The organism is Roseibium sp. MMSF_3247 (genome assembly GCF_030733765.1).
Taxonomy (GTDB): Bacteria; Pseudomonadota; Alphaproteobacteria; order Rhizobiales; family Stappiaceae; genus Roseibium.
Map to the genome: position 1 here is coordinate 569,073 of NZ_JASHII010000002.1, position 24,027 is coordinate 593,099.

Annotated in this window: 22 protein-coding genes; 11 read left to right on the top strand and 11 right to left on the bottom strand. The window is 56.8% G+C overall.

Annotated elements, in window-relative coordinates; translation table 11 throughout:
• Nucleotides 1–11 precede the first annotated feature (11 nt).
• Complete coding sequence (locus tag RBB44_RS08085; RefSeq protein ID WP_306146885.1) at nt 12–746, bottom strand: MOSC domain-containing protein; 735 nt, start codon at nt 744–746, stop codon at nt 12–14.
• A gap of 224 nt (nt 747–970) precedes the next feature.
• Between RBB44_RS08085 and fabD the strand changes: the two genes are divergently transcribed.
• From fabD to gmk, 7 genes are all read left to right on the top strand, one after another.
• The gene (gene fabD / locus RBB44_RS08090; protein ID WP_306146887.1) at nt 971–1,915 is read left to right on the top strand and encodes an ACP S-malonyltransferase; all 945 of its coding nucleotides are present in this window, start codon (nt 971–973) and stop codon (nt 1,913–1,915) included.
• A gap of 79 nt (nt 1,916–1,994) precedes the next feature.
• Nucleotides 1,995–2,732, top strand: a complete 738-nt coding sequence (gene fabG / locus RBB44_RS08095; RefSeq protein ID WP_306146889.1) for a 3-oxoacyl-[acyl-carrier-protein] reductase — start codon at nt 1,995–1,997, stop codon at nt 2,730–2,732.
• A 248-nt stretch (nt 2,733–2,980) separates the two neighbouring features.
• On the top strand, nt 2,981–3,214 hold the full coding sequence (locus RBB44_RS08100; RefSeq protein ID WP_008194310.1) for an acyl carrier protein: 234 nt from the start codon (nt 2,981–2,983) through the stop codon (nt 3,212–3,214).
• Nucleotides 3,215–3,303: 89 nt separating this feature from the next.
• Nucleotides 3,304–4,569: a beta-ketoacyl-ACP synthase II gene (fabF, locus tag RBB44_RS08105; RefSeq protein WP_133950336.1), complete on the top strand. Its 1,266-nt coding sequence runs from the start codon at nt 3,304–3,306 to the stop codon at nt 4,567–4,569.
• A gap of 112 nt (nt 4,570–4,681) precedes the next feature.
• The gene (gene mltG / locus RBB44_RS08110; RefSeq protein ID WP_306146890.1) at nt 4,682–5,785 is read left to right on the top strand and encodes an endolytic transglycosylase MltG; all 1,104 of its coding nucleotides are present in this window, start codon (nt 4,682–4,684) and stop codon (nt 5,783–5,785) included.
• A 69-nt stretch (nt 5,786–5,854) separates the two neighbouring features.
• The gene (locus RBB44_RS08115) at nt 5,855–6,748 is read left to right on the top strand and encodes a YicC/YloC family endoribonuclease (RefSeq protein ID WP_306146891.1); all 894 of its coding nucleotides are present in this window, start codon (nt 5,855–5,857) and stop codon (nt 6,746–6,748) included.
• 7 nt (nt 6,749–6,755) lie between these two features.
• Entirely contained in the window at nt 6,756–7,451 is a 696-nt protein-coding gene (gene gmk, locus RBB44_RS08120) for a guanylate kinase (RefSeq protein ID WP_306146892.1), read from the top strand.
• Between the two features lie 40 nt (nt 7,452–7,491).
• On the opposite strand, the gene rsmA is transcribed toward gmk, so the two are convergent.
• The 6 genes from rsmA to lptF all read right to left on the bottom strand — a co-directional run bounded on the left by rsmA (nt 7,492) and on the right by lptF (nt 15,130).
• The gene (gene rsmA / locus RBB44_RS08125) at nt 7,492–8,343 is read right to left on the bottom strand and encodes a 16S rRNA (adenine(1518)-N(6)/adenine(1519)-N(6))-dimethyltransferase RsmA (RefSeq protein WP_306146893.1); all 852 of its coding nucleotides are present in this window, start codon (nt 8,341–8,343) and stop codon (nt 7,492–7,494) included.
• A gap of 15 nt (nt 8,344–8,358) precedes the next feature.
• Nucleotides 8,359–9,393: a 4-hydroxythreonine-4-phosphate dehydrogenase PdxA gene (pdxA, locus tag RBB44_RS08130; RefSeq protein WP_306146894.1), complete on the bottom strand. Its 1,035-nt coding sequence runs from the start codon at nt 9,391–9,393 to the stop codon at nt 8,359–8,361.
• Nucleotides 9,394–9,398: 5 nt separating this feature from the next.
• Nucleotides 9,399–10,319, bottom strand: coding sequence for a SurA N-terminal domain-containing protein (locus RBB44_RS08135; protein WP_209177623.1), 921 nt, complete (start codon nt 10,317–10,319; stop codon nt 9,399–9,401).
• A gap of 154 nt (nt 10,320–10,473) precedes the next feature.
• Entirely contained in the window at nt 10,474–12,846 is a 2,373-nt protein-coding gene (locus RBB44_RS08140; RefSeq protein WP_306146896.1) for an LPS-assembly protein LptD, read from the bottom strand.
• 5 nt (nt 12,847–12,851) lie between these two features.
• Nucleotides 12,852–13,946, bottom strand: a complete 1,095-nt coding sequence (lptG, locus tag RBB44_RS08145; protein ID WP_133950320.1) for an LPS export ABC transporter permease LptG — start codon at nt 13,944–13,946, stop codon at nt 12,852–12,854.
• Nucleotides 13,943–15,130 carry an LPS export ABC transporter permease LptF gene (gene lptF / locus RBB44_RS08150; protein ID WP_306146898.1) on the bottom strand — a complete coding sequence of 396 codons (1,188 nt, stop codon included), beginning with the start codon at nt 15,128–15,130 and terminating at the stop codon, nt 13,943–13,945. The genes lptG and lptF overlap by 4 nt, the downstream gene beginning before the upstream one ends.
• Before the next feature lie 236 nt (nt 15,131–15,366).
• Between lptF and RBB44_RS08155 the strand changes: the two genes are divergently transcribed.
• The 4 genes from RBB44_RS08155 to RBB44_RS08170 all read left to right on the top strand — a co-directional run bounded on the left by RBB44_RS08155 (nt 15,367) and on the right by RBB44_RS08170 (nt 18,888).
• Nucleotides 15,367–16,866, top strand: coding sequence for a leucyl aminopeptidase (locus RBB44_RS08155; protein ID WP_306146900.1), 1,500 nt, complete (start codon nt 15,367–15,369; stop codon nt 16,864–16,866).
• A 457-nt stretch (nt 16,867–17,323) separates the two neighbouring features.
• Nucleotides 17,324–17,776: a DNA polymerase III subunit chi gene (locus tag RBB44_RS08160; RefSeq protein WP_306146901.1), complete on the top strand. Its 453-nt coding sequence runs from the start codon at nt 17,324–17,326 to the stop codon at nt 17,774–17,776.
• Nucleotides 17,773–18,483: a bifunctional 2-polyprenyl-6-hydroxyphenol methylase/3-demethylubiquinol 3-O-methyltransferase UbiG gene (locus RBB44_RS08165; protein WP_306146902.1), complete on the top strand. Its 711-nt coding sequence runs from the start codon at nt 17,773–17,775 to the stop codon at nt 18,481–18,483. The genes RBB44_RS08160 and RBB44_RS08165 overlap by 4 nt, the downstream gene beginning before the upstream one ends.
• A gap of 9 nt (nt 18,484–18,492) precedes the next feature.
• Entirely contained in the window at nt 18,493–18,888 is a 396-nt protein-coding gene (locus tag RBB44_RS08170; RefSeq protein WP_306146904.1) for a rhodanese-like domain-containing protein, read from the top strand.
• A gap of 267 nt (nt 18,889–19,155) precedes the next feature.
• Here RBB44_RS08170 and RBB44_RS08175 read toward each other — a convergent pair whose 3' ends face one another.
• The 4 genes from RBB44_RS08175 to RBB44_RS08190 all read right to left on the bottom strand — a co-directional run bounded on the left by RBB44_RS08175 (nt 19,156) and on the right by RBB44_RS08190 (nt 23,922).
• On the bottom strand, nt 19,156–19,860 hold the full coding sequence (locus tag RBB44_RS08175; RefSeq protein ID WP_306146905.1) for an HAD family hydrolase: 705 nt from the start codon (nt 19,858–19,860) through the stop codon (nt 19,156–19,158).
• Nucleotides 19,861–20,084: 224 nt separating this feature from the next.
• On the bottom strand, nt 20,085–20,837 hold the full coding sequence (locus RBB44_RS08180; RefSeq protein WP_306146906.1) for a hypothetical protein: 753 nt from the start codon (nt 20,835–20,837) through the stop codon (nt 20,085–20,087).
• Nucleotides 20,838–21,039: 202 nt separating this feature from the next.
• On the bottom strand, nt 21,040–22,926 hold the full coding sequence (locus tag RBB44_RS08185) for an ABC-F family ATP-binding cassette domain-containing protein (RefSeq protein WP_306146907.1): 1,887 nt from the start codon (nt 22,924–22,926) through the stop codon (nt 21,040–21,042).
• A gap of 120 nt (nt 22,927–23,046) precedes the next feature.
• Entirely contained in the window at nt 23,047–23,922 is an 876-nt protein-coding gene (locus RBB44_RS08190; RefSeq protein WP_306146908.1) for a DUF4344 domain-containing metallopeptidase, read from the bottom strand.
• Between the last annotated feature and the right edge of the window lie 105 nt (nt 23,923–24,027).

Genomic DNA, 24,027 nt, shown 5'->3' on the forward strand with positions numbered 1-24,027 from the left:
GCGTTGCAGCGTCAGAAACCAAATTCTTGCCGCCCAGACCTATCGCGCCCACCAATCTCGGCAGATATCTCAACGTCTTGCCCAACCTCAATTCGCCCGGGTTTCAAAACCGAGGCATAGAGGCCAAAATTGACGTCGTAGCCTTGGGAAATTGCTTTCAGGATTAGCGGTTCTGAAGACAGCCCCTCCTGTTTGGCGGTGACCATGACACAGCGTTCTGTCGGGTGGGTGATTTTGAGCCGGACATCACCAATGGTGATAATGCGACCCAGCATATCCTCTGCGCTCATGTGGTCTGGCGTGTTCAGCAAAAGGTTTGCGCGGAATCTGCGCGGATCGAAATCCAAATGCGGAAACCGCGCATGGAGCCGGTTTAGATCAGAGGACAGGATTATGTGGACAGCGCCGTCGTCAAAATGCGCCACGTCTTGGTCTTCAACGAGTGTCACCGGCTGTTCGAGATAGTCTGAGAGGCGGTTCGGCAAATCTCTGGAGCTGATCGGTTCCAAGGTCTCCCCGGGCAGTCCTATGTGAACTTCGTTGTTCTGTGTTTCTGCCCGGAGAAACAGCAAGTTGTCGATGCGTTGGAAGTGGCTGGTGGATTTGCCGCTGCCAAGTTTGCCGCTCGCGTCCGCCACGGCATACGCCCTGTCGCCTGACAAGCCTCGGTCTTCTATGAGCGCTTTATTTAAGGGTTCGCCCGAAAGGGATTTGACGGGATAGCGCCAGATGGACTGGACATTCATGCCTGCAGCCGCCACGTGCGCTTTTGTCTTTGAAGAACGTCCAATTCCCTCAAAACTTCCCTCATCGCTCTTGACACTTTACCCCCGTCCGTTTCATAGCCTGCCGCCAAGGCACGTGGGCTCTTTCTAAAAATGCCCGCTCAAAAACGCTCTTCCTTGTAGCAACAGCTCGCGGCAAAAACAAAAAACACCGCTGGCTGAGGCCAATTCGGAGACTTATCCAGATGACCACCGCATTCACATTCCCGGGCCAGGGCAGCCAGGCTGTTGGCATGGGCAAGCTTCTCGCCGACACATTTCCAGAAGCTAAGGCTGTCTTCGAAGAGGTGGACAATGCGTTGGACCAAAAACTTTCCGACATCATGTGGAACGGTCCGGAAGGCGATCTGACGCTGACCGCTAACGCTCAGCCGGCTCTGATGGCTGTCAGTCTCGCCACCATGCGGGTTCTGGAAGCCAAGGGCCTGGATTTGAAAGCGTCCGTTTCTTTCGTCGCGGGTCATTCACTGGGTGAATACTCCGCTCTTGCGGCAGCTGGCAGCCTGGATGTGGCAACAGCTGCGAAACTCCTGCGCGTGCGCGGCAACGCCATGCAAAATGCAGTTCCGGTCGGGCAGGGCGCGATGGCAGCGCTTCTGGGTCTGGATTTCGAGGCTGCTGCTGAAGTTGCCAAGGATGCAGCGCAGGGCGAAGTTTGTCAGGCAGCCAACGACAATGCGCCCGGCCAGGTGGTTGTGTCCGGTCATGTGGCCGCCGTTGAGCGCGCCGTCGAAATCGCCAAAGCACGCGGTGCCCGCCGGGCAGTCCTTCTTCCCGTAAGCGCCCCGTTCCATTGTTCGCTGATGGGACCGGCGGCCGAGGCCATGGCTGAAGCTCTGAACAATGCTGATATCAAGGCGCCGGCCGTGCCGCTCGTTGCCAATGTTCTCGCCAAACCGATTACAGATCCGGGCGAAATCCGCGACCGTTTGGTCGAGCAGGTGACTGGCACCGTACGCTGGCGGGAAAGCATTTCCTGGCTCGCAGGAGAGGGCGTCGACACATTTGTTGAGGTTGGAACCGGCAAGGTCCTGACCGGCATGGTCAAGCGGATTGCGAAGGAAGCCGGCGGCATGGCCGTCAATTCGCCGGACGACATTGACGCGGTCATCGAAAAGCTGTCCAGCTAAGATCCAAAAAGCAACAACTAAGAACCCGGCCCGGCCAGGGCCTGTGCCATACGGCGCGAAACGCAAGGAAGGACGTTATATGTTCAGCTTGGAAGGCAAGAATGCGCTGATTACCGGTGCGACAGGTGGGATCGGGGAATCGATTGCCCGGGCGCTTCATGCACAAGGAGCAACCGTCTCCCTGTCAGGAACCCGCGCTGAAAAGCTTGAAGCTTTGGCGTCCGATCTCGGTGAGCGTGCCTTCGTGACACCAGCAAACCTGTCGGACCGTGAAGCTGTCATGGGTTTGCTGCCGGCAGCTGAAGAGAAGATGGGCTCGGTGGACATCCTGGTAAACAATGCCGGGATCACCCGCGACAACATCTTCATGCGCATGAAAGACGAAGAGTGGGACCAGGTGCTGGAAGTTAACCTAACGTCCGGCTTTCTTCTGTGCCGCGCCGCGATCAAGGGCATGATGAAGCGCCGTGCTGGCCGGATCATCGGCATCACCTCCGTTGTGGGCGTGACCGGAAACCCGGGTCAGGTCAACTATGCCGCGGCCAAATCCGGCATGATCGGAATGTACAAGTCTTTGGCGCGTGAAGTGGCTAGCCGCAACATCACCGTCAACTGTATTGCACCGGGTTTCATTGAAACAGCGATGACCGATGCGCTGAATGACAAGCAGAAAGATTCGATTTTGACCAGCGTGCCGGCAGGCCGTTTGGGCACAGCTTCCGAGATTGCATCGGCCGCAACCTATCTTGCCAGCGACGAGGCCGCGTATGTCACAGGGCAAACGCTGCACGTCAATGGCGGTATGGCAATGATTTAAAAGGATGATTTGCCGAGCAGGCAAAAATAATCCTGGCCGCAAAGAAGCGGCTCTGACCGGCTGGTAATGGTCAACAAAGTGTGTTACCTACCCGCCGATTGTTACAAATTGCACATCTTGGCCCGGTCTCAGGCCGGGGTGTGCAAAGACACACTTGAGTTCAGTGAGTTCGGTCCGCCGCGTTTCTAGTCAACCGGTCCGGCGCCGTGCCGCGAGTGATGAACAGACGAAAACCAAGGAAGTAAAAGATGAGCGATATCGCGGATCGAGTTAAGAAAATCGTTGTCGAGCACCTCGGCGTAGATGCAGAGAAGGTTGTTGAAGGCGCAAGCTTCATCGACGATCTGGGCGCAGACAGCCTCGACACCGTTGAGCTGGTCATGGCTTTTGAAGAAGAATTCGGCGTTGAAATCCCGGACACTGCAGCTGAAACCATCCTGACCGTTGGCGACGCTGTGAAATTCCTGGAAGCCAACAAGTAAGGGGTTTCCCCTTAGCTTGAACCTTATTTGAAGATCGGGCCGGCGGGGTAATGTATCCCGCCAGGCCCTTCTAACGTAAGTGCGGGTGTATGAGGCGAGTAGTCGTAACAGGGTTGGGCATGGTAACGCCGCTGGGCGGCACGGCCGATGTCACTTGGAAGAATATCCTGGCAGGAAAAAGCGGGGCCAATCAGGTCACGAACTTCAAAGTGGACGATCTGGCTTGTCAGATTGCTTGCCAAATCCCGCGCGATCCGGCTGTAGAAGGTGCGTTTAATCCGGACGACTGGATGGACGTGAAGGAACAGCGCAAGGTCGATGACTTCATCGTCTACGCGATGGCAGCTGCCGATCAGGCGATTGCCGATTCCGGTTTCAAAGCCGAAACTTACGAGCAACAGGTCCGCTCCGGTGTTTTGATCGGGTCCGGTATCGGCGGCTTGCAGGGCATCGAAAAGGGTGCCCACATGCTCGTTGAGAAGGGGCCGCGCAGGATCAGCCCGTTCTTTATTCCGGGCCGCCTGATCAACCTAGCCGGTGGATATGTCTCCATTCGCCATGGGCTCAAAGGCCCGAACCATGCTGTTGTGACAGCCTGCTCTACCGGCGCGCATGCAATCGGCGATGCCTCTCGTCTCATCGCATTTGGTGATGCCGACGTTATGGTCGCTGGCGGCACGGAATCTCCGGTCGGACGTTTGGCGCTGGCTGGCTTTGCCGCCTGCCGCGCACTTTCCACCGGGTTCAACGATGCGCCTGAAAAAGGCTCCCGGCCCTATGACAAGGACCGCGACGGGTTCGTCATGGGCGAAGGCGCAGGCATCGTCATCCTCGAAGAATACGAGCATGCGGTGAAACGCGGTGCGAAAATTTACGCCGAAGTCATCGGCTACGGCATGTCCGGCGATGCCTATCACATCACGGCGCCGTCCGAAGATGGCGATGGCGCCTACCGCTGCATGGAAGCCGCGCTTAATCGCGCAGGCATCACAGCAGCTGATGTGGATTACGTCAACGCACACGGCACTTCCACGCCGCTTGGGGACGAGATCGAACTGGGGGCTGTAACCCGCCTTGCCGGTGAACACGCGTCCAACTTGACGATGTCCTCCACCAAGTCCTCCATCGGTCACCTGTTGGGGGCTGCTGGTGCGGTAGAGGCGATTTTCTCTGTCTTGGCAATTCGCGACGGAATGGCTCCGCCGACGATCAACCTTGACAATCCATCGGTTGAAACCGAAATCGACCTTGTGGCGCACAAAGCGAAACAAATGAACATTGATGTTGCCTTGTCGAACTCTTTCGGCTTCGGTGGAACCAATGCGTCGCTTGTTTTCCGTAAAGTTGCCGCATAACGCATTCACAGTTCATCGGGCCGGTCGCCGATTCGTTCGTTCGGCCCGTTTGTTTTACACGTGACTGCAGTTTGACAGGCCCGTGAGATCTTGTCAGGAGGTGCGATAGGCCATGGGCATTAAGCCGAAAAGTCCGCGCGAAGCATTGCAACCCGAGCCGGCACCTGCGCCTCCGCAACGCTCCCGTCATGTGCGCAATCCAATCGTTATCCTGATCAATATGGTCATTTCTCTGGCGGTCTTCGGGCTGGCAGCTGTTGGCGGCGCGCTTTATTTCGGCAAGCACATGTTTGAGCAGGCTGGTCCGCTCACAGAAGAAGCGACGATCATTATTCCGTCAGGTTCCGGTCTGACCGGGATCACCGACCGCCTCGCAGCAAAAGGCGTGATCGACGACACCATGCTTGATGAGTGGGTCTTCCAGCTTGGCACGCGGTTTTACAAGAGTGCGACCAAGCTGAAAGCCGGTGAATACGCATTCGCTCCCGGCGTCTCCATGAAAGACGTCATGACGGATCTGGTCGAAGGCAAAGCCGTGACGCACTCCGTCACGATCCCGGAAGGTTGGACTACCGCTCAAATCATCGAGCGGGTTCGCGAACATCCGATTCTCGTTGGAGAGATCACGGACGTGCCTGCCGAAGGCGCACTTTTGCCTGAAACATATACCTTTGCGCGGGGAGCAACCCGGCAGTCAGTTCTGAACCAGATGCAGGCTGCACAGGACAAACTCCTGGCAGAAATCTGGGAGCGACGAGTAGAAGATCTGCCAGTGGGTACACCGGAAGAACTGGTGATCCTGGCGTCCATCGTTGAAAAGGAAACTGCGCTCGCCGACGAGCGGCCCCGGGTCGCCGGGGTCTTTGTCAATCGCTTGAACCAAAACATGCGCCTGCAGTCGGATCCGACGATATTGTACGGCCTTTATGGCGGGGAAGCGTGGCTCAAGGATAGGTCTGCTATCAAGCAGTCAGAAATCGACGCTGAAAACAATTACAACACATACCAAATTGACGGCTTGCCGCCGGGGCCGATCGGCAATCCGGGCCGGGCTGCCATGGAGGCCGTTGCCAATCCGTCCCGGACAAAGGATTTGTTCTTTGTCGCCGACGGGACGGGCGGACACATTTTTGCAGAAACATATGATCAGCACCGCGCCAACGTACGCAAATGGCGTGAGATAGAGCGGCAGCGCCGTCAGGCAGAACAAAACTGACCGCACGCTGACACCTTTTGGGGCACCGTAGATTTAGCGGTCAAAACCGGCAGAGATCCGGAGGGGCATATGGCACTTGCCAGCATGACAGGGTTCGCGCGCGCGCCCGGTGAATCCGGCGTCGTTCGCTGGACATGGGAACTGAGGTCCGTAAACGGAAAATCTCTCGACCTCCGAATCCGCATCCCGACAGGTTTGGAAGCCCTTGAGCCAAAGATCCGGGAGCGGTGCAGCAAGGTTCTGCGCCGGGGCAATATCTCCATTGGCCTGTCGATGCAGCGGGATCAGGCCGAAAATCAGCTTCAGGTGAACGAAGCCGCCCTGGAGTCTGTCTTGTCCGCGATCAAGTTGCTTGAAACCAGAATTCCAAATGTGGCTCCTCCCACCCTCGATGGTATTTTGGCGCAAAAGGGTGTTTTCGAGCTCAAGGAGCAGGAAGACGACGAGGCGGCGCAGCAGGCCTTGCAAAGTGCTCTTTTGACCTCACTTGACGCGGCACTTATTGATCTTGTCGACATGCGCCATTCTGAAGGTGCAGCGATCGGCAAGGTTGTTCACCAGCAGATCGATACGATTGCGAGCCTGACACAGGCTGCAGAAGACCTGCCGGCACGCCGGCCGGAGGCCATTAAGGCTCGACTGAAAAAAATGGTCGAGGAGCTTCTTGAAGCATCGGAAACAAAGCTCGATCCGCAGCGTTTGCATCAAGAAGCGGTCTTTCTGGCGACGAAAGCCGATATTCGTGAAGAGCTCGATCGCCTGCATGCCCACGTGAACGCGGTGAGGGAGCTGCTCGACACCGGCGGCGCTATTGGCCGCCGCCTTGATTTTCTTGCACAAGAATTTAACCGGGAAGCCAATACACTGTGTTCAAAGTCCAATGATGTGGACCTTACGGCAATCGGGCTGGACTTGAAGGCCGTCATAGATCAAATGCGCGAGCAGATACAAAACCTGGAGTGAAACGGTCATGACGGACACGGCAGTTGGAACGCGTGTGAGTGCGGATGAAGCCGAGCAGCAGCGCCGCGGGCTGATGCTTGTATTGTCCTCGCCCTCTGGCGCCGGGAAGTCGACCATTGCCCGGCTGTTGCTGGAAAAGGAAAACAATCTCGAACTTTCCATTTCTGTGACCACCCGGCCACGCCGGTCGAGCGAAGTGGACGGGGTGCATTACCACTTCCTCGATCCAAACCGTTTTGAACAAATGCGGGCCCATGACGAGTTGCTGGAATGGGCGGAAGTCCACGGCAATTATTATGCGACGCCGCGCGGGCCCGTTGAAAACGCCATTGAAAACGGTCGGGACATTCTGTTCGATATCGACATCCAGGGCACGTTTCAGCTTTATGAAAAGATGCGTGACGACGTCGTCTCGATCTTCATTCTGCCGCCCTCCATCGCCGAAATGAAATCCCGTCTCTATCGCCGCGCGGAAGACGCGGATGATGTCATCGCCAAGCGCATGAAAACCGCCGTTGGCGAAATGCGGCATTGGTCGAAGTACGACTATGTCGTCGTGAACGACGATCTGGAGCGGGCCTACGAAAATGTCCGGGCCATCTTGAAAGCAGAACGCCTCAAGCAGGCACGGTCGCCAAAAATCGGTTCCTTGATTCAAGGCATGGTTGACGACCTAGAAGTCGAATTGGTCTCCAAAGGCTAACCCGACCGCTGCTCCAGCGCGCTCAGAAGCTCAAGATACCTTAGAGCGCGCCTACCGCATGGAATGTATTCGCCAGTTTGACAAAACCGGCAATGTCAATTTCTTCTGCGCGGGCGGTTGGTTTTAGCCCAGCTTCTTCAATCAAACGTTCTGCATCCGGGGACAGAGACTTCAGACTGGCGCGCAACATCTTGCGGCGTTGCCCGAATGCAGCCGCAGTCAATTTCTCCAGGCTGGAGAGATCGCAGTGCAGGGGGGCCGGATTTGGGGTCAGATGCACGACCGCGGATGTGACTTTCGGCGGCGGGGTAAACGCCTTCGGACTGATGTCGAACAAGATACCGCCCTTGCAGCGCCAACCGGCAAGGACCCCGAGCCGGCCATAGGCTTTTGAGCCAGGTGCTGCGGCGATCCGTTCCCCGACTTCCTTTTGAAACATCAAGGTCAGCGATGACCAGAAGGGCGGCCAGTCGGGCGTTGTGATCCAGTTGATCAGCAATTGAGTACCCACATTATAGGGAAGGTTGGCCGCAATCCGCACCTTGTCTCCACCAGTTACAGCAACCGGATCTGTTTCAAGAGCATCACCCTCGATGATTTCAAGGCGTCCTGGGTAATGATCCGCGATCTCGGCCAGTGCCGGAAGGCATCGGCTGTCTTTTTCGATCGCGACAACTTTCTTGGCACCCGCAGCCAGCAGCGCCCGGGTCAAGCCGCCCGGGCCTGGCCCGATTTCCAGGACCGTATGATCTTCCAGGCTCCCAGCCGATCGGGCGATCCGGGACGTCAGGTTTAGATCTAACAGGAAGTTCTGTCCAAGCGACTTTTTTGCATTCAGTCCATGGGTCGCGATGACGTCGCGAAGCGGTGGAAGATCGTCGATTTGGGCCATGCCGCGGTTGGTGTCCTAAAGCGTTTCAGGATGCGCCAGCGCATGCGCCATGCGAATAGCTGCACAAAAGCTCTCGATCCGCGCCATCCCGGTGCCGGCAAGCGTATAGGCTGTGCCGTGGTCAGGAGACGTGCGGATGAAAGGAAGGCCCAACGTGACATTGACACTGTCATCGAAGCCGATGGTTTTAGCAGGCACCAGAACTTGGTCGTGATACATGCCGAGGGCACAGTCATATTTCAGACGGGCTTCCGGGTGAAACATCGTGTCTGCCGGGTGCGGGCCTGAGGCCGCAATTCCCATTGCCTTCAATCGTTCAACAGCCGGTACAATGACATTCTGATCTTCCGTACCCAAGGCACCATTCTCGCCCGCATGCGGATTGAGGCCGCACAAAGCGAGGCGCGGATTTTTAAAGCCGAACCGGCTCGTCATATCGTTTGAAACGATTTCTGCTGTCTCGACGATTAAGTCTTCTGTCAAACGCTGAGGGACATCGGAAAGCGGAATATGAATGGTGACCGGTACGACCATCAGATCCGGCCCGGCAATCATCATGACAGGTTTGGAAGGCTGGCCGGGCCAAAACTCTTCGGCCAATGAACCCAGAAACTCGGTATGGCCGGGATGTTTGAAACCAGCCTTATAAAGCGCAGCCTTGTTTATCGGATTGGTAACGACACCAATCGCAGCACCGTCAAAAACGTCTTGCACACACGCTTCAATCGAGTTGATGACGGAAGCGGCAGCCGCCGGATCCTCTTCCCCTGGCATATCGGTTAGGCTGGGGCCCGTTTGAACCACGGGCAGGGCATAAGAAAACCGATCCGAAGCCTGGTCTGGTGAGCAGCTTTCGAAGTGGACCGGAAGTTCGAGTTTTTCCGCACGCTGGCTTAAGAGTTCGACGTCGCCACGCACGTAGAAGGCTGGAAGGCCAAGCTTTTTCCGATTGAACCAAGCCTGCAGTGTCAAGTCCGGGCCAATTCCCGCTGGTTCGCCGAGCGTGATGGCAACAGGCTTTCCTGAACTTCGCATCTTGGAGAGCGGCATATTGATCAACGATATATGATCGTTGACCGGCGCTTGGCATCCATCAACAAACGACGGGCTTGGCTTTCGCCTTCCTTGGCCCGCAGTTCGTTTTCCAGCTTGGTGCGCATGGCAATGTCGGACTGGATCTCACGTTTCCCGCAAATGGCAATCATTTCAAAGCCGACTGGGGTCGGGTTTGGGTTGGTTAGTTTGCCGGGCCCCAACTTTTTCACCTGATCAATGATGTTCGGCGGAATTTCGGTTTCAAGCCGCCGTCCGATTGGCTGGACAACAACTTCCTTATATTGACCAAGGACAGAGCCCATGTCCTCGCAGCTGGAGACAGCTTTGCGGATCTGAGCGATTTCGCGGCGGCGCTGGGATTTGAAACCGTTGGAGGAGTTTTTCGGAACAACGACGATCACGCGCTGAAGGTCATATTCAATGGACGTGGCCCGGTCTTCTTCATCGGTTTTGCGAAGGGCCGCGATTATATCGGACTCGTCCACATCGACACCGCCGCTGAACCGGGCCCGGACCAGCTTGCCCCAGATGAGCTGCGCTCGCAGGCGTTTTTTCAGTGTTTCGGCTCGCACTCCGCCCTGTCCGAGTGCCTGAGTCAGTCTGGCAGGGGTAAGTTTCACGTTCCTGGCGATGTTTGCATAGGCGTTGTCGACTTCACTGTCGCTGACGCTCATGCCCATGCGGGTCGCCTCACCGACCTTGACTTGGTCGTCGATCAGTTCCTGCACGGCTTCACGCCGGGCAACAGAGGCACTTTTCCGCTGAGTGAGCGTAATGAGCCGGGCGCGCTGGGTGATGTCATAGTCGGTTATCGGCACATCGTTGACGATCACCTTGATTGCCGCATTGGCAGACGGTGCGATTGGCGCTGCCAAGAGTAGAGCCACGAGTGCGGACAAGATGACGAAGCGATTGCGCATGGAACTTCCGTGAGTTTTGGCCATGTTTGACGACACTGGATAACAAAGTGCACGTCAGAATAAAAGAGAAACCCGATGTTTCACAGCATCTGGTTTATTTGGGGCATTCTGGTGGCACGCCGGTGAAATAATAGCCGTTCTTAAAGCAAAATCACTAGTTGTTGATCGCGTTGCTTTGAATCTGAGTATTTCCGAGTGTTCTCAAGCCAACCCGGAAAAACAAGAGGCGATCGGTTGTGTCGCCATCGTTGCGGCTGCGGTCTTCTGAATAAGACAATGAAAGAGAGAAGCCATCGTCGTCATAGCCGACGCCGACGCCGTCCTGAACAATGTTGCTGTTCTGAAGATCGTAGCGCATGGATCCGAACACACGCCAATTCTCCTGCAGCCGCAGGCTGGCTGAGCCGAGTAACTCTTCGCGCGTATCGTCAATGCCAACATTGGGCTGGGCATCGAGGAAGGCATAGGCGACCGATGAGACCACCGGTCCGTAGATAGCACTGGCTTGAGCTTGCAAACGGTTGATCGAGAAGTCGTCCTTATCAAACCGTGCCTGCGTGCCGAGTTTCACACCGTATTTGGTATCCAGGTACAAGCTGCCGACATAGTCGGACAGATCGGACTCAAGTCCGGAATCTTGTGTCGCGCCCAGAATATCCGGGACCTTGTAGGAGTTCTCGCCAGCGAGATGATAGGACCGGCCGAAAAGGCCGGTTAGATAGTGGCCGCTGTTCAGTTGAAGCTTGTAGTTCAAGCCCACATTGAGGCGGGTGCCACCTTCAGCGCGGTCGAAACCGGAAAACTTGTCCGTATCAAACAAGGTGGTCGTGTCGAAGACGATGCTCTGTGCGTCCTCGTTCGGCAGTTCGCCGATGCGCTGTTCGTTCGGGCGGGCGATGATCTGAGCGATCGGCTCGAAAATCTGGTTGCCGCCGTTGAAGCTTGCGATGATCGGATAGCTGTATTCCAGACCGACCGCCGGCATAGCACGGCCCACAAAACTCTCACCTGCGAGAGCTGTAACATCCGCATCCGGGGAGGCCAGGAAGAACAGATCGCCCTTCATATACGCGAACGGCGTAAATGTTTGACCAAGTGGGTCGACAAAGGTACGGCGCCAGGTGCCGTCGACCGACAGACGCGAGAACGTGCCGTCCACTCCGCGGAAGCGGGCATTGGTCCCACCATCAATGGAGAACGCGTCGGTTTCTTCGCGGGTCAACGATGTGAAGTTCGCAGCGAGTGAAAGCTCGCCGTCCAACACAGGGTCTGCAAATACGAAATCGTAGTCGACGACCGGGAGCACTAAGGGCTGTTTGCTCTGCAGGTTGCTTCCAACGGGCGAGAAACCATCCGCGTTGAAGTTGCTCGACGTATAATCTGCCTGAGCGATCTGGAAGCCGTAGGTGTTGAAACTGAGAGCGTTGCGCTCAGTCAGGCCCTCGAAGTAGATCCTCGAGGTTTCGTTCCCGCCCCAGCTTGTGAAGGAATAGTCTTCAAAGAAGGCCCGGTCACTCTTGTAGGTGACATCCCAGCCGAGGTTCCAGGCACCGGTTACATTGAATGTGCCCGTCGTGCGGAAAGCACCGCGCATGTCGCTGTCGGCGCGCTGGGTTTTGAACTGGTCAGGATCAAGCTGATAGATGCCGCCAGCTGACAGCGAAAAGTCGCCCCGCCGGAACTGCTGACGGAAATCAACGTCGACAAACAGCCCTTGCCTGGTCAGCGGAGTAAATGTTGTCGTTAGATCGCGATGCGGGCTCAAGGCCCAATAGTACGGAATATTCGCTCCGAACCCGAGCTTGTCCGCAATCACCCAGTTCGGGATTAGAAAGCCGGAATGACGCTTGACGGTTGGGTCAGGCATCGACAAGAACGGTGCATAAAGGACCGGCTGTCCGTAGAATTCGAGCGACGGCTGCTCGAACCGGATCACCTTTTCCTGTTTGTCATGGATAATCGTTTTGGAACGGATGCGCCAGAGCGGTGCTTTGCCAGCCGGACGCGTCGGATTCGTGTAGACGGTGTACACACCATTTTCCACGACTGTAACGTTGCCGTCTTCACGGGTTGCCTGCTCGGCAATCAGCCGCGTTCTGTTCGGCATGTCGATCTGAAGCGAGCGGGCGAAGGCCTGCGCAAAGTCTTCCGACATCTGCAACTCTTCGGTCCGAAGAATGTTGCCTTCGGTATCTAGGAAAATGACGTTGCCTGTAGCCGTTAGCTGCTGCGTGCCACGGTTAAAAACGATCTGAGCGGCCTGAACCGTGTTGCCGTCGTAGTAGACCTGCACATCGCCGCGCGCGGTGATGATGTCACGGTCGAAATCGTAGGTGAGGTTGTTGGCCTCAAGCAGGAGGTCTTCGTCAGCGGAGGGCGCTTCGCTGTTGAAAAAATCAAGGTTCTGTGCGGATGCAGAATGCGGGGCCGTCAATATTCCAGCTGACACGGCAAGAGCGCTGACGGCTGCCAAAAGGCATGCACGTCCGGCCCAAATCTCTGTGTTCAGAAAAAACGGAAACGTCATGCGCCTTACCCGTCTTCCTGATGCAAGAGAATTGTCAAACCCATAAGTACCCCAAATATTCCTGGCGCCCACGCAGCAACCAACGGAGGCACGATTCCCGCCCCTCCGAAGTCCTTGGCCAGTTCCGTAAGAACGTAAAGCACGAACCCGGACAGGATTCCACCCAGAATCATCCGTCCCAATCCACCAAATCGCGAAACTTTAAGGGAAACCGCCGCTGCGATCAGGATCATTGCAATCAACAACAATGGCCGCGCGAGAAGCGATTGATATTGTAGATTGTAACGATAGGCTGGCAAACCCGCGTTTCTCGCCAGTTCGATAAACCGGGGCAGGTTCCAGAATGATATCGATTCGGGCGACCCGATGCTCTCTCGAACCTCTGTCGCTGTCAGGAACGTACTGATTTGATAGACGCTGTAAGACTGTGGATCGTTTTCAGTGGTGTAGACGATGGCATTGTCGAGATACCAGGTCTCGTTTCCAAGCCGTGCCTGTTCTGCTTCGATCCGCTCACGGAACGTGCCGTCTTCGTCAAAGGTGAAAACCGTGACCCTCAAAAGACGTGTCCCGTTGTCCAGAAGCTGAGAAGCGCGCAGCACAGACTCTCCATCGAGGCCGTCTTGACGGACCCAGACCTCTCCGGAGCTCTGCAACAAGAAGGTCTGATCGGCCCCGAACAATCCGGCAGCAGCTTCCTCTGATTTTTGCTGAAGGTAGACCGCAGCGGGATTGTAGACCGTGATTGAGAACACCCCGAGGAAAAGACCAACCAAAACGGCGGGAGTTGAAAACTGCCAAACCGAAATGCCAGCCGCCCGGGTTACGACCAGTTCCAAGGCGCGGCTGAGTGTGACGAAGGCTGCGATTGCACCAAACAGAACCGTAAATGGGATGACCTGCTCCAGAAGGAGAGGGACCCGTAGGAGCGATATGTAGGCGACCCGCATCACTGTGAAGCCCTCTCTGTCGCTGCCGCGCCGGACAAGTTCCAGCACATCGAACAGGAAGAGCAGCACCGCGGCGAACAGGAAAAGGCCAAGGATCGCTTTTATAAAGCGGCCGGAGAAGTAGACAGAAAGCGTTCGCCCCAGGATCATGAAGCGCTCCCGGCACGGTTCTTGGTCAATTTTGCGGTGATTGCTTCAACCCAGTCTCCGATCATGAGCTGGAACCGTTGGAGGGCTTGAGACTGTTTGCCCTGGTGCCCGCGGAGGATCGAAACAAGGGCGATGCCACCGCCCAAAACGGGAACCACATACCGCATCGCATAAAGCACAGCGGTATCATTGGAGATTGCCGTGATCCCGAAGCCGGTAGTGCGCAAAAGAACGCAGCAGGTGATCGCGCCCACAATCGCCATGCCGCGCCCCTGCCGGGTCGTCCGTGCAACGCCAAGGAATGCAAAAACTATCAGAGCGAAGGACAAGCAATAGAGCGGCAAACTGAACCGCTCATGAATTTCTGCCCGAAGCCGATCCGGGTGTGTCACAGCAAAATAATCATTTCCGGGCGGGCCAAGGAGGTTTGCAGTGCTTCTCTCGCTCGGCTTGAAGACCGGTTCGCTCGCTTCCGGGATCAGGTTGGACAAATCGAAGGCATAGGACTGAAATCGGACGATCGACATATCGCCGACCTGTTTCGGCCGCCGCTGGATCGTGCCGTTCTGCATCACCAGCAATGTCCGGCCGGCTGCCTCAATTATATTTCCGGTATCAGCCTGATAGGTAAAGGCCGTGTCTGGGTCCCGCGTGTCATGCATCAAAAGACCATCGAGTGTGCCTTTGCCAGACCGGTTTCGGATGTGGAAGGTCAACCCTTCCTCCACGTTGATGAAACGCCCCGGTTTGACGATGTTGGCAACGAGATCTGCCCGCACACGCGTGATTTCCGTTCGAAGCTGGGCAAGGCCGGCGGGCGCGACATAGAGCGAGAAGGCAGACACCAGCAGCATGATGATCGTGGCAAACACAAGTACGGGCTTGAGTACCAGAAACCTGGATCCACCGCTTGCATCAATCACGATCAGCTCGCTGTCGCCGGAGAGCGCGTTCAGTACCAGTATGAGCGCGATCATGAGCGCAAAGGGCGCGACTGTGACGATCAGAAACGGCAAGGCCAACATGGTGATGCCGATGAACTGGACGATTGTCTGTCCTTTGGACGTCACGAGGTCCAGCTGCCGGAGCGCCTGCGTTGCCCAAACAACCCCCGTCATAGCGGCGAGTGTGAGCGTGAACGCATAGGCGGTGCGCCGAATAATATAGCGTTCCAGCGTGTTCATGGCAGCTGCCGGATACTCCGTACAAATCTCATAAAATTTGACTTTATGTTCAATAACACGGGATGTGGTGAATGGCCCATGAAAGAAGATGGTTAATATACATTAATTTGCAACTGATCTTGCCGAAAACGCTTTAAAACGCCATGATTTAGCAATCTAGGGATATCTCCCGGCCAGGACACAACGTTGTCCTGTTTCACATCCTGATGACTTTGACCGACCTGCAAGGACAAACGATGACCAAGCTGAACAAGATCTCCTTTTCGAAAATCGACGCTCCGTCAAAGGGGATTGTGGTCGCTTTGGCAGGCGAGGCATTGGCAACTGGAGCTGCCACCGCAGGACTCGTCGGTGATTTGACGGGTGGCCTGGCGAATGTCGCGGAGATCGGAGGGTTCTCCGGAAAGAAAAAGACCAGCCTCGATCTCGTCGCACCCGGTGGTCTTTCTCTCGATCGGCTGATTGTCTTTGGAACCGGTGCGATGGACGGGCTCACCCGCGATGACTGGCGCGCGTTCGGCGGTGCAGTGTTTGCCGCCCTTAAGTCTGCCAAGGCAGAGGCGGCGACAGTCGTTCTTGAAGCCCCGGAAGGCGAGGAGCTGGATCCGGAGCTTGCGGCTGAATTTGCAATGGGTGCCAAACTGCGCGCTTACGAATTCGACAAGTACAAGTCCAAAAAGGATGACGACAAGGCCAAGAAAACGCTCAAATTGACCCTTCAAGTTTCAGATCCCAAAGCCGCGCGAAAAGCCTGGACAACGGCGGAAGGCATTGCCGATGGGGTGATCCTGGCACGTGATTTGGTCAACGAGCCGGCAAACGTTCTTGGGCCAGTCGAATTCGCCGCCAAGGCCTCGGAATTGGAAGCGCTTGGTATTGAGGTCGAAATCCTCGGCGAAAAGGAGATGAAAAAGCTCAAGATGGCCGCGCTCTTGGGCGTGTCTCAAGGCTCGGTCCGTCCGCCGCGCCTTGCCGTCATGCGCTGGAACGGCGGCAAAAAAGGCGCTGCTCCCGTCGCCTTGGTGGGCAAGGGCGTGGTTTTTGATACCGGCGGGATCTCCATCAAACCGGCCGGCGGTATGGAAGACATGAAGGGTGACATGGGCGGCGCAGCAGCCGTTACGGGTGCCATGCATGCAATTGCGGCCCGCAAGGCCAAGGCAAATGTGGTGGGTGTCATCGGTCTTGTCGAGAACATGCCGGACGGCAACGCACAACGGCCCGGCGACATCGTGACCGCCATGTCCGGAACGACCATCGAAATCCTGAATACGGACGCCGAGGGCCGTCTCGTTCTGGCCGATGCCATGTGGTACACGCAGGAAAAATACAAGCCGGCAATCATGATCGACCTGGCAACACTGACCGGTGCGGTCCTGGTTGCACTCGGCAATTTGAACGCGGGTCTGTTTTCAAACAATGATGAACTGGCCGAGAAGCTGTTGGATGCCGCCAAGGCCAGCGGAGAGCCGCTCTGGCGCCTACCGTTGTCGAAGGATTACGACAAGCTCATCGACACACCGAATGCTGACGTGAAAAACACCGGAGGGCGGTGGGCCGGATCTATCACCGCCGCGCAGTTCCTGCAGCGCTTTTCCAACGATGTGCCATGGGCGCATCTGGACATTGCCGGCACAGCATTTGGAGCGCCTAAGGATGACACGTGCCAGAGCTGGGCGTCTGGCTACGGCGTTCGCCTGCTCAACCAGTTGGTGGCGGACCACTACGAGAGCTGATTGAAAAGAGCTGAAAACAAAGAAAAACCCGCCGAATTGGCGGGTTTTTCATGGACTGAGAAGTCCGGAAAATCAGCAGGTTTTATAGGCCTGACATGCGGTCGCAGGTTCGACCAGGAAACCCATGCCGACAGTGGCTCCAGCTACACAGGCCACCAATCCGCAAAACACAACTACTCGTGCAAGCATACACAATCCCCATCTCGGCCGGGTCGGGAAACCGCACCCCAGCCATAACGCCAGATCTTGAAAGATCGTCCCCGGCGGTAAGCCTAACGAACGGTTATTTTCGGAAGGTTAATGCAACGACTCGGCTAAGGTGTCCACGGTCGGATTTGTGTGGATGCAATTTGCCGTCCCTCCTGTGGCTGAGCTGCATCACTTATGACCGCCAGCGCATGATAGTGCTGTGCATGGTGACTGATTTGGGTCTTCAAAGAGGTGTTGTTGAAACCTTATGAGCGTTGAAGTTGTCTTTTATCATCTCTTGCACAAGCCGCTGGAGTTGGCCCTGCCGGAACTTCTTCAAAAGTGTCTGGACCGCGACTGGAAAGTGATTGTGCAAACCGGATTACAGGAACGGTGCAATGCGCTCGATGCCCATTTGTGGACTTATCAGGACGACAGCTTCCTGCCGCATGGCACCAAGGCCGATGGATATGCGGAACATCAGCCGATCTATCTGACCTTCGAGCAGGACAATCCGAACGAGGCGGATGTGCGGTTTCTCGTGGACCGGGCCGCACCGCCGGCGCTCGACCCCTACAAACGGGCGATCTACATGTTTGACGGCAATGATCAGGGAGCGGTCGAAGAGGCGCGCATGCGCTGGAAGGAAGCCAAATCCTCCGGGTTTCAGATCGCCTATTGGCAGCAAACGGAAGCGGGCGGCTGGGAGCGCAAGGCATGAGCGACAAGACGGTTCACTCCGACAGTGCATTCATGGCCCGCCGGGATGCGGCGCGGGGCCGGATTGACGAACTGACCGGTGCCAAGGGCGGCGCGGCCGATGACCGGCTGGCCTGGTTCCATACGGTTTACCGTGAAGCTGGCGGCGATCCGGCCGCCGTTCCCTGGGCGGATTTGGCGCCCAAGCAGGCGATCGTCGAATGGCTTGCGGATAATCCGGGCGAGGGAAAACGCGCCATCGATATCGGGTGCGGCCTTGGCGATAATGCGGAAGCTCTTGCAGCGGCGGGCTACAAAACGGAAGCGTTCGATTTGTCGGAAGACGCTATTGTGTGGGCGCAGAAACGGTTTCCGGACAGTTCTGTTTCCTACCGTGCGGCAGACCTCTTTCAGTTGCCGGACGAGTGGCACGGTGCGTTTGATCTGGTTCAGGAGTGCTACACCATTCAGGCGCTTGATGGCGATTTGCGCACCAGGGCGGTTAAGGTCATGGCCGGTTTGGTCGCTCCGGCGGGACGGCTGCTTCTAATCAATCGCAGTCAGAAGGAGGACGGAGACGCGAAGGGCCCGCCGTGGCCGATGAAACCATCCGAATGGCGGCGTTTTGAAACCTTCGGTCTGAAAATGGTCCGGGAAGAGTTTTATGAAATTGAACGTCCGGGACGGATCATTCCACATGTCCGGGCAGTGTTCGAACGAAAAATCTAGGGAGGCGGTATGCCGAAAAACTTGAAAATCTCATCCGCCGAGCTTGTCGCCCAGGCGCGGGCGCAAATCGAGCAAATCGACGCGAAGGACGCCATTGCACTTGTCGAGGATCCGCGCGTGCAGTTCGTCGATCTCCGGGATATCCGTGAGCGCAAGCACTCCGGCTATATCCCGGGCAGTTTTCACTGTCCGCGCGGCATGACCGAATTCTGGGTGGATCCGGAAAGTCCTTATTTCAAGGAGATTTTCGGTGAGGACAAGAAGTTCGTCTTCCACTGCGCCGCCGGCTGGCGCTCGGCGCTGACAGTTGCGACCCTAAACTCCATGGGGTTTGAGGCCGCTCACATTACCGATGGCTTTGCCGACTGGGTCAAACAGGGCGGTCCGGTCGAAAAGGACGATTGAGCTAAAGCGAACTTGCCGTCTTCCGCGCCTGAGGCTTGGTCACTCGGCGAGTGAAGTTAAGCACTTGATGGCAAAAACTTTCTGAGGTCATCCCCGCCTTGTGCGGGGGTCCAATATACAGGTCTGCGCATACCGTTTTTTTATCCGGATGAAGAATTCCCACTCGGTTTGTACGCGTTCCCGCGGACACGGGTGCCAATGGATCCCCGCACAAGGCGGGGATGACCGCAGAGAATAGGGGACGGCTGTTTCAAAAGCCGCAGACCGTTAGGCGGCGATTTTCGCCAGCAGTTCCGGCACCTTGCCGATGTGGTCAATCTGGTAAAAACGGTCAGAGGCTTCCGGAACATCGGCTTCTTCGAGCGCCCGTGTCTGGCCAAAAGGCACATGCGTTCCAAAAGATCCTGCGGCGAGCGCCGGCAGCACATCGGATTTCAGGGAGTTGCCGATCATCATGGCCTCTTGCGCCCCGGTGCCATGACGGCGAAACAGCGTCTCGTAGGTTTCCGGCGTCTTCTCCGAGACTATCTCCAGAGCGTCAAAATAGCGGTCGAGCCCTGACCCGGTGGCCTTACGCTCCTGATCGAACAGGTCGCCCTTGGTGATCATGATCAACCTGTAGCGGCCTTTGACCGCCTTCAGCGTTTCCAGCACATAGGGCAGGGGTGTTGCCGGTTCGCTCAAGATCTCCCGTCCGGCGTCCAGGATCTGCGCCACCACGCTGGCCGGTACCCTGCGGTCGGTGACCTCAATTGCGGTCTCGATCATCGACAGGGTAAAACTCTTGATGCCGTAACCATAGTGCAGGATGTTGCGCTTTTCCGCCGCCAGAAGCCTGTCTTTCAGGCCTTGCGGATCGGTGTAATCGGCGAGCAACTCGGCAAACCGGTCTTCCGTCAGCCGGAAGAGGTGCTCGTTGTGCCAAAGCGTGTCATCGGCATCAAACCCCAGCGTGGTGATTTTTTCGCGCACGGTTGTCTCGTCTCATCCCGAAAGCTGCCTGGCAGCAGCCGTTCCCATTGCGCGACAACCATAAGGCAGCGCCGTCAAAATCACGTGTGCCGGATGAGGAGGATTTGAGGCTTTGCGGCAAGGATCTGTTAGGGATGAGGCCTAAGGACGAGAGGCCAATGCCTCTCGCCACACCCTCCGTCTTCCCCGGACCCCGATCCGGGGTGACGAAGGGCGGGAGCCGCCTATTTCTGTCTGATCAGTCGTTCCAGCAGCGCGCAGGCGTCCCCTTCACATCCGTCGGGCGTGAAGTTCAGAACAACTCGATTGGAGATTTCGTCGGTAAAGGCGCGGGAAAATTCACGCCAATAAGTCAGCAACACTTGTTTGTCCGCTATTGCGGAGATGTTCCAACCGCCAAAATCCGCAGTCAGAACGCATTCCGAATGTCCCGGCTGACAGGAGATTTCAAACAGTTGACCAGTGTCCATCCGGCCGAACATAAATTCGCTTTTGGAAGAGCAAGGCTGCTGATCAACCTTTGCGCGCCTTTGCAGGCCATTTTCAAGGGTTTCGTATCCACAAAGACGGCCGCTGACTTCGTATCTTCGTTTCATCCAATAAGGATAAAAAGTTGAGAGGACCATAATCCTGACCGGACTTGGTTGGCCCGCGATATGAAACTCTGTCCAGTATTGCAGTAGAGATGCTTCCAAATCTCCGTTTTTGCCGGAAATAATCAGCCGCAGCAGTGTTGTTTCATCGGCATCTGGAAGCTCGCAGTTCAGGTCTTTTTTGTCCTTCGGCTGGATTGCAGCCATGTCCGTGCGCAGAACGAGAACCGCATTGGCCTGCATCTCTTCGACATAATCACCGGTACAAAAATAAAACGGCTCTTCATCAGCACGCGCGGCGGAGAAGGAAAGCAGAGCCGCTGCGGCCAGCGCAAAAAATGAAAGCATAAAATACGTACGAAGCACGGCGTCTCCTAAATCCAAGAAATCTCGATGATCATACAACGTCGCATTTCGCCTAGACCCTTCCATGGCTCGACCATGGGATTCTTGCCGTTTGGTGTCCACTCGAAAAGTCGCGCGGAAGGGCAAACGCCAAGGCGTGTATGCCCGGTTCAAGTCCGGGCATGACCAAGAAAGCGGTTCCGGAACATCATTTACCACTCGAGCGAAAATAGCGGAGAACTCACCCAGCCTCTTCAAACTCTGCTGACAGTTCCAGCCAGTCTTCTTCCGTCTTGACCAGTTTCTTTTCGCAAAAGGCGCGTTCCTTGGCGAATTTGGCGGCGCGCTCCGGGTCGGTCTGGAAGAACTCCGGATCGGCAAGCATGTCGTCGATCTTGGCGATCTTTTCCTGCAAGCGCGCCATTTCCTTTTCCGCCGCATCGATCTTTTGTTTCAGCGGTTTCAACTGGCTGCGTTTTTGGGCCGCTTCCCGGCGCTTTTCCTGGGCGCTGGCCGCGTCGGCCTCGGCCGCCACCGCCTTGTCGCGGGCTTTTTGTGCCGCTTCAGGGCCTTGCAGGATCAGACGTTTGTAATCCTCCATGTCGCCGTCATAGGGCTCGACCTTGCCGCCCGCCACCAACCACAACCGATCGGCGCACGCTTCGACCAGATGCCGGTCGTGGCTGATGAGAACGACCGCGCCCTGATACCCGTTCAAGGCCATGACCAGCGCTTCGCGGCTGTCGATGTCGAGGTGGTTGGTCGGCTCATCGAGAATGAGGAGATGCGGACCGTCGAAAGTCGCAAGTCCAAGCAACAGCCGGGCCTTTTCCCCCCCCGATAGGTCCTTTGCCGGTGTTTCCTGCCTGTCGGTCGGCAGACCAAAGCGGGCAACGCGGGCGCGGACCTTGGCTTCCGGCGCGTCCGGCATCAGGGCGCGCACATGGGCCACAGCGCTTTCTTCCGGGCGCAGTTCATCGAGCTGATGCTGGGCGAAAAACGCAATCTTCAGCTTGGTTGCCTTTGTGATTTCCCCGTCCATGGCGACGAGCCGGTTGGAAATCAGCTTGGCGAAGGTCGACTTGCCGTTGCCGTTGGCTCCAAGCAGAGCGATCCGGTCATCTGTATCGATGTTCAGCGTCAGACGGGACAGGATCTTGGTGTCGCCATATCCGGTTGAGACACCTTCCAGCTTGATGATCGGCGGGGCGAGACGGCCCTCCGGATCCGGGAAATGGATCGGCTTGGAGCTTTCTTCCGTCAGGGCCGCGATCGGCTCCATCCTTTCCAGCATTTTCAGCCGGGCCTGTGCCTGGCGGGCTTTGGAGGCCTTGTAACGAAAGCGGTCAACAAACGCCTGCATGTGCTTGCGCTGGGCGTCCTGTTTCTCCTTGGCTTTTTCTTGAAGGATCATCGCTTCACGCCGTTGCCGGTCAAAGCTGTCATAGCCGCCGGAGTAATAGGTCATCTTGCCCCGGTCGAGATGCACGATGCTGTCCACGGCCTTGTTCAGAAGATCCCGGTCGTGGGAGATCAGCAGCACCTGGTGCGGATAGCGCGCGACATAGTTTTCCAGCCAAAGCGTTCCCTCCAGATCCAGATAGTTGGTCGGCTCGTCAAGCAGCAACAGATCCGGCTCGGAGAACAGAACCGCAGCGAGCGCCACCCGCATGCGCCAGCCGCCGGAAAAGGCCGAGCAGGGCCGTTGCTGGGCGGCGGCGTCAAAGCCGAGACCGGACAAAATGGCGCCGGCCCGTGCTTCGGCCGTATGCGCACCGATGTCGGCAAGCCGGGTATGGATTTCTGCGATCTTCTCCGGATCGGTCTCAGTCTCTGCCTCGGCTAACAGTTTGGTGCGTTCCGTATCGGCGGCGAGCACCACTTCCATCAAGGTGTGTTCCGTGCCTGGCGCCTCTTGGGCCACCTGGCCGATGCGGGCGCGTTTCGGGATCTGGACAGAACCGGTTTCCGACGAAAGGTCCCCGGTGATGATCTTGAAAAGCGTCGATTTGCCGGCCCCGTTCCGGCCGACAAGGCCGGTCTTGGCCTTGGCGGGCAGGGTTACGCTGGCTTTGTCGATCAGGAGACGGTCCCCGATCCGGTAGGTGAGATCCGATATTTGCAACATGGGCCGGATCAATGGCCGAGCAGCGCTGCGGATGCAAGCGGAAAGCGGATGATGCGGGTCTGCAGGCTGCAACCTGTGGCAAAGCTGCAAGACCGGCGGTGGCTGAGAGCGAATTGCTTCCTAATTGTCGTACTTCAGATCCGTGAGATAGAGCTCGGCCAGCCCGCCGAGAAACTCATGGCACAAGATCACTTCCCGCGTGTTCGGGTCCCAAAAGGCATTTTCGACCCCGCAGCTCGCCGCACGGAAGGTGACACGTTCTGGCAAATCATAAAATGTGTCGAGTTCATCGGCGACCTGTTCCAGAATTTCCGCTTCCCGAAGGAACAAGGCCACGCTTTCCAGACCCTTGGGGGCCGGGTCGTGCACAATTGTGATCCGGCCGGCCGGTGTATCGCCATCGCGGAGATAGGGATCGGTGACGGCCTCCCAGGAGGCGGCCGTTTGCTCATAATCGAAGGCGCAGGTCTCGATGCGCTCCTCCGGGAGATCAAGATCACGGGCAAGATCCAGGAATGCGTCTTCATCCGCGCCGACCATCAGGCACAAGATCCGGTAGCCGCGTTGTTCATCGAGATCATGTTCGCCGTAAAAGACAAGATCGTCGCTGCCGAGCGAGGCGACCAGAAACCAGCCGATCATCGCATTGATCAGCAGAAGATCCGTCTCGTCATCGTCAGCAGCCAGCATGGACAAGGTCGCGAGATTGTCGACGGCGTCTTCTTCCTGGCCAAGGACCGGGATGTTGAGTTCAGAGACCAGCATATGCCCGGCTTCGTGATAGGCTGCAAAGAGCGCATTGCCGCCGACAAACACCAAGAGGTCTTGCAGATCTTCTGAAGGCAGTCCTGCCAGCCGGGTGTCCTGGGTGGCAAAGCTGTTTGCTCTGGCCTCGCTGGCAGAGGCCAGAGCTCCAAACCCGCCGAGCAAAATCAGTCCTGTCACGGTCAGGTAGGTGCCAAGCAAAGGACGGATACGGGTCAGGAACAGGCGCATTCAGCGAACCTTTTGTGAGGCTGTTGGAACTGTGTCTTTTGTCAGATTAGGCGGCAACTCGGGGGATGACCAGCAGGCTAAAGACACAAGCAGACAATCATCGAC

What these genes read in the sequence shown, in the direction of transcription:
- RBB44_RS08170 (WP_306146904.1), top strand. Translation starts at nt 18,493, where the DNA reads ATGCCGAAAAACTTGAAAATCTCATCCGCCGAGCTTGTCGCCCAGGCG.
- lptF (WP_306146898.1), bottom strand. Translation starts at nt 15,130, where the DNA reads ATGAACACGCTGGAACGCTATATTATTCGGCGCACCGCCTATGCGTTC.
- rsmA (WP_306146893.1), bottom strand. Translation starts at nt 8,343, where the DNA reads ATGGCCCAAATCGACGATCTTCCACCGCTTCGCGACGTCATCGCGACC.
- RBB44_RS08135 (WP_209177623.1), bottom strand. Translation starts at nt 10,319, where the DNA reads ATGCGCAATCGCTTCGTCATCTTGTCCGCACTCGTGGCTCTACTCTTG.
- lptG (WP_133950320.1), bottom strand. Translation starts at nt 13,946, where the DNA reads ATGATCCTGGGGCGAACGCTTTCTGTCTACTTCTCCGGCCGCTTTATA.
- fabF (WP_133950336.1), top strand. Translation starts at nt 3,304, where the DNA reads ATGAGGCGAGTAGTCGTAACAGGGTTGGGCATGGTAACGCCGCTGGGC.
- RBB44_RS08115 (WP_306146891.1), top strand. Translation starts at nt 5,855, where the DNA reads ATGGCACTTGCCAGCATGACAGGGTTCGCGCGCGCGCCCGGTGAATCC.
- fabG (WP_306146889.1), top strand. Translation starts at nt 1,995, where the DNA reads ATGTTCAGCTTGGAAGGCAAGAATGCGCTGATTACCGGTGCGACAGGT.
- RBB44_RS08185 (WP_306146907.1), bottom strand. Translation starts at nt 22,926, where the DNA reads ATGTTGCAAATATCGGATCTCACCTACCGGATCGGGGACCGTCTCCTG.
- pdxA (WP_306146894.1), bottom strand. Translation starts at nt 9,393, where the DNA reads ATGCCGCTCTCCAAGATGCGAAGTTCAGGAAAGCCTGTTGCCATCACG.
- fabD (WP_306146887.1), top strand. Translation starts at nt 971, where the DNA reads ATGACCACCGCATTCACATTCCCGGGCCAGGGCAGCCAGGCTGTTGGC.
- RBB44_RS08155 (WP_306146900.1), top strand. Translation starts at nt 15,367, where the DNA reads ATGACCAAGCTGAACAAGATCTCCTTTTCGAAAATCGACGCTCCGTCA.
- RBB44_RS08085 (WP_306146885.1), bottom strand. Translation starts at nt 746, where the DNA reads ATGAATGTCCAGTCCATCTGGCGCTATCCCGTCAAATCCCTTTCGGGC.
- RBB44_RS08140 (WP_306146896.1), bottom strand. Translation starts at nt 12,846, where the DNA reads ATGACGTTTCCGTTTTTTCTGAACACAGAGATTTGGGCCGGACGTGCA.
- RBB44_RS08190 (WP_306146908.1), bottom strand. Translation starts at nt 23,922, where the DNA reads ATGCGCCTGTTCCTGACCCGTATCCGTCCTTTGCTTGGCACCTACCTG.
- RBB44_RS08165 (WP_306146902.1), top strand. Translation starts at nt 17,773, where the DNA reads ATGAGCGACAAGACGGTTCACTCCGACAGTGCATTCATGGCCCGCCGG.
- RBB44_RS08160 (WP_306146901.1), top strand. Translation starts at nt 17,324, where the DNA reads ATGAGCGTTGAAGTTGTCTTTTATCATCTCTTGCACAAGCCGCTGGAG.
- mltG (WP_306146890.1), top strand. Translation starts at nt 4,682, where the DNA reads ATGGGCATTAAGCCGAAAAGTCCGCGCGAAGCATTGCAACCCGAGCCG.
- gmk (WP_306146892.1), top strand. Translation starts at nt 6,756, where the DNA reads ATGACGGACACGGCAGTTGGAACGCGTGTGAGTGCGGATGAAGCCGAG.
- RBB44_RS08100 (WP_008194310.1), top strand. Translation starts at nt 2,981, where the DNA reads ATGAGCGATATCGCGGATCGAGTTAAGAAAATCGTTGTCGAGCACCTC.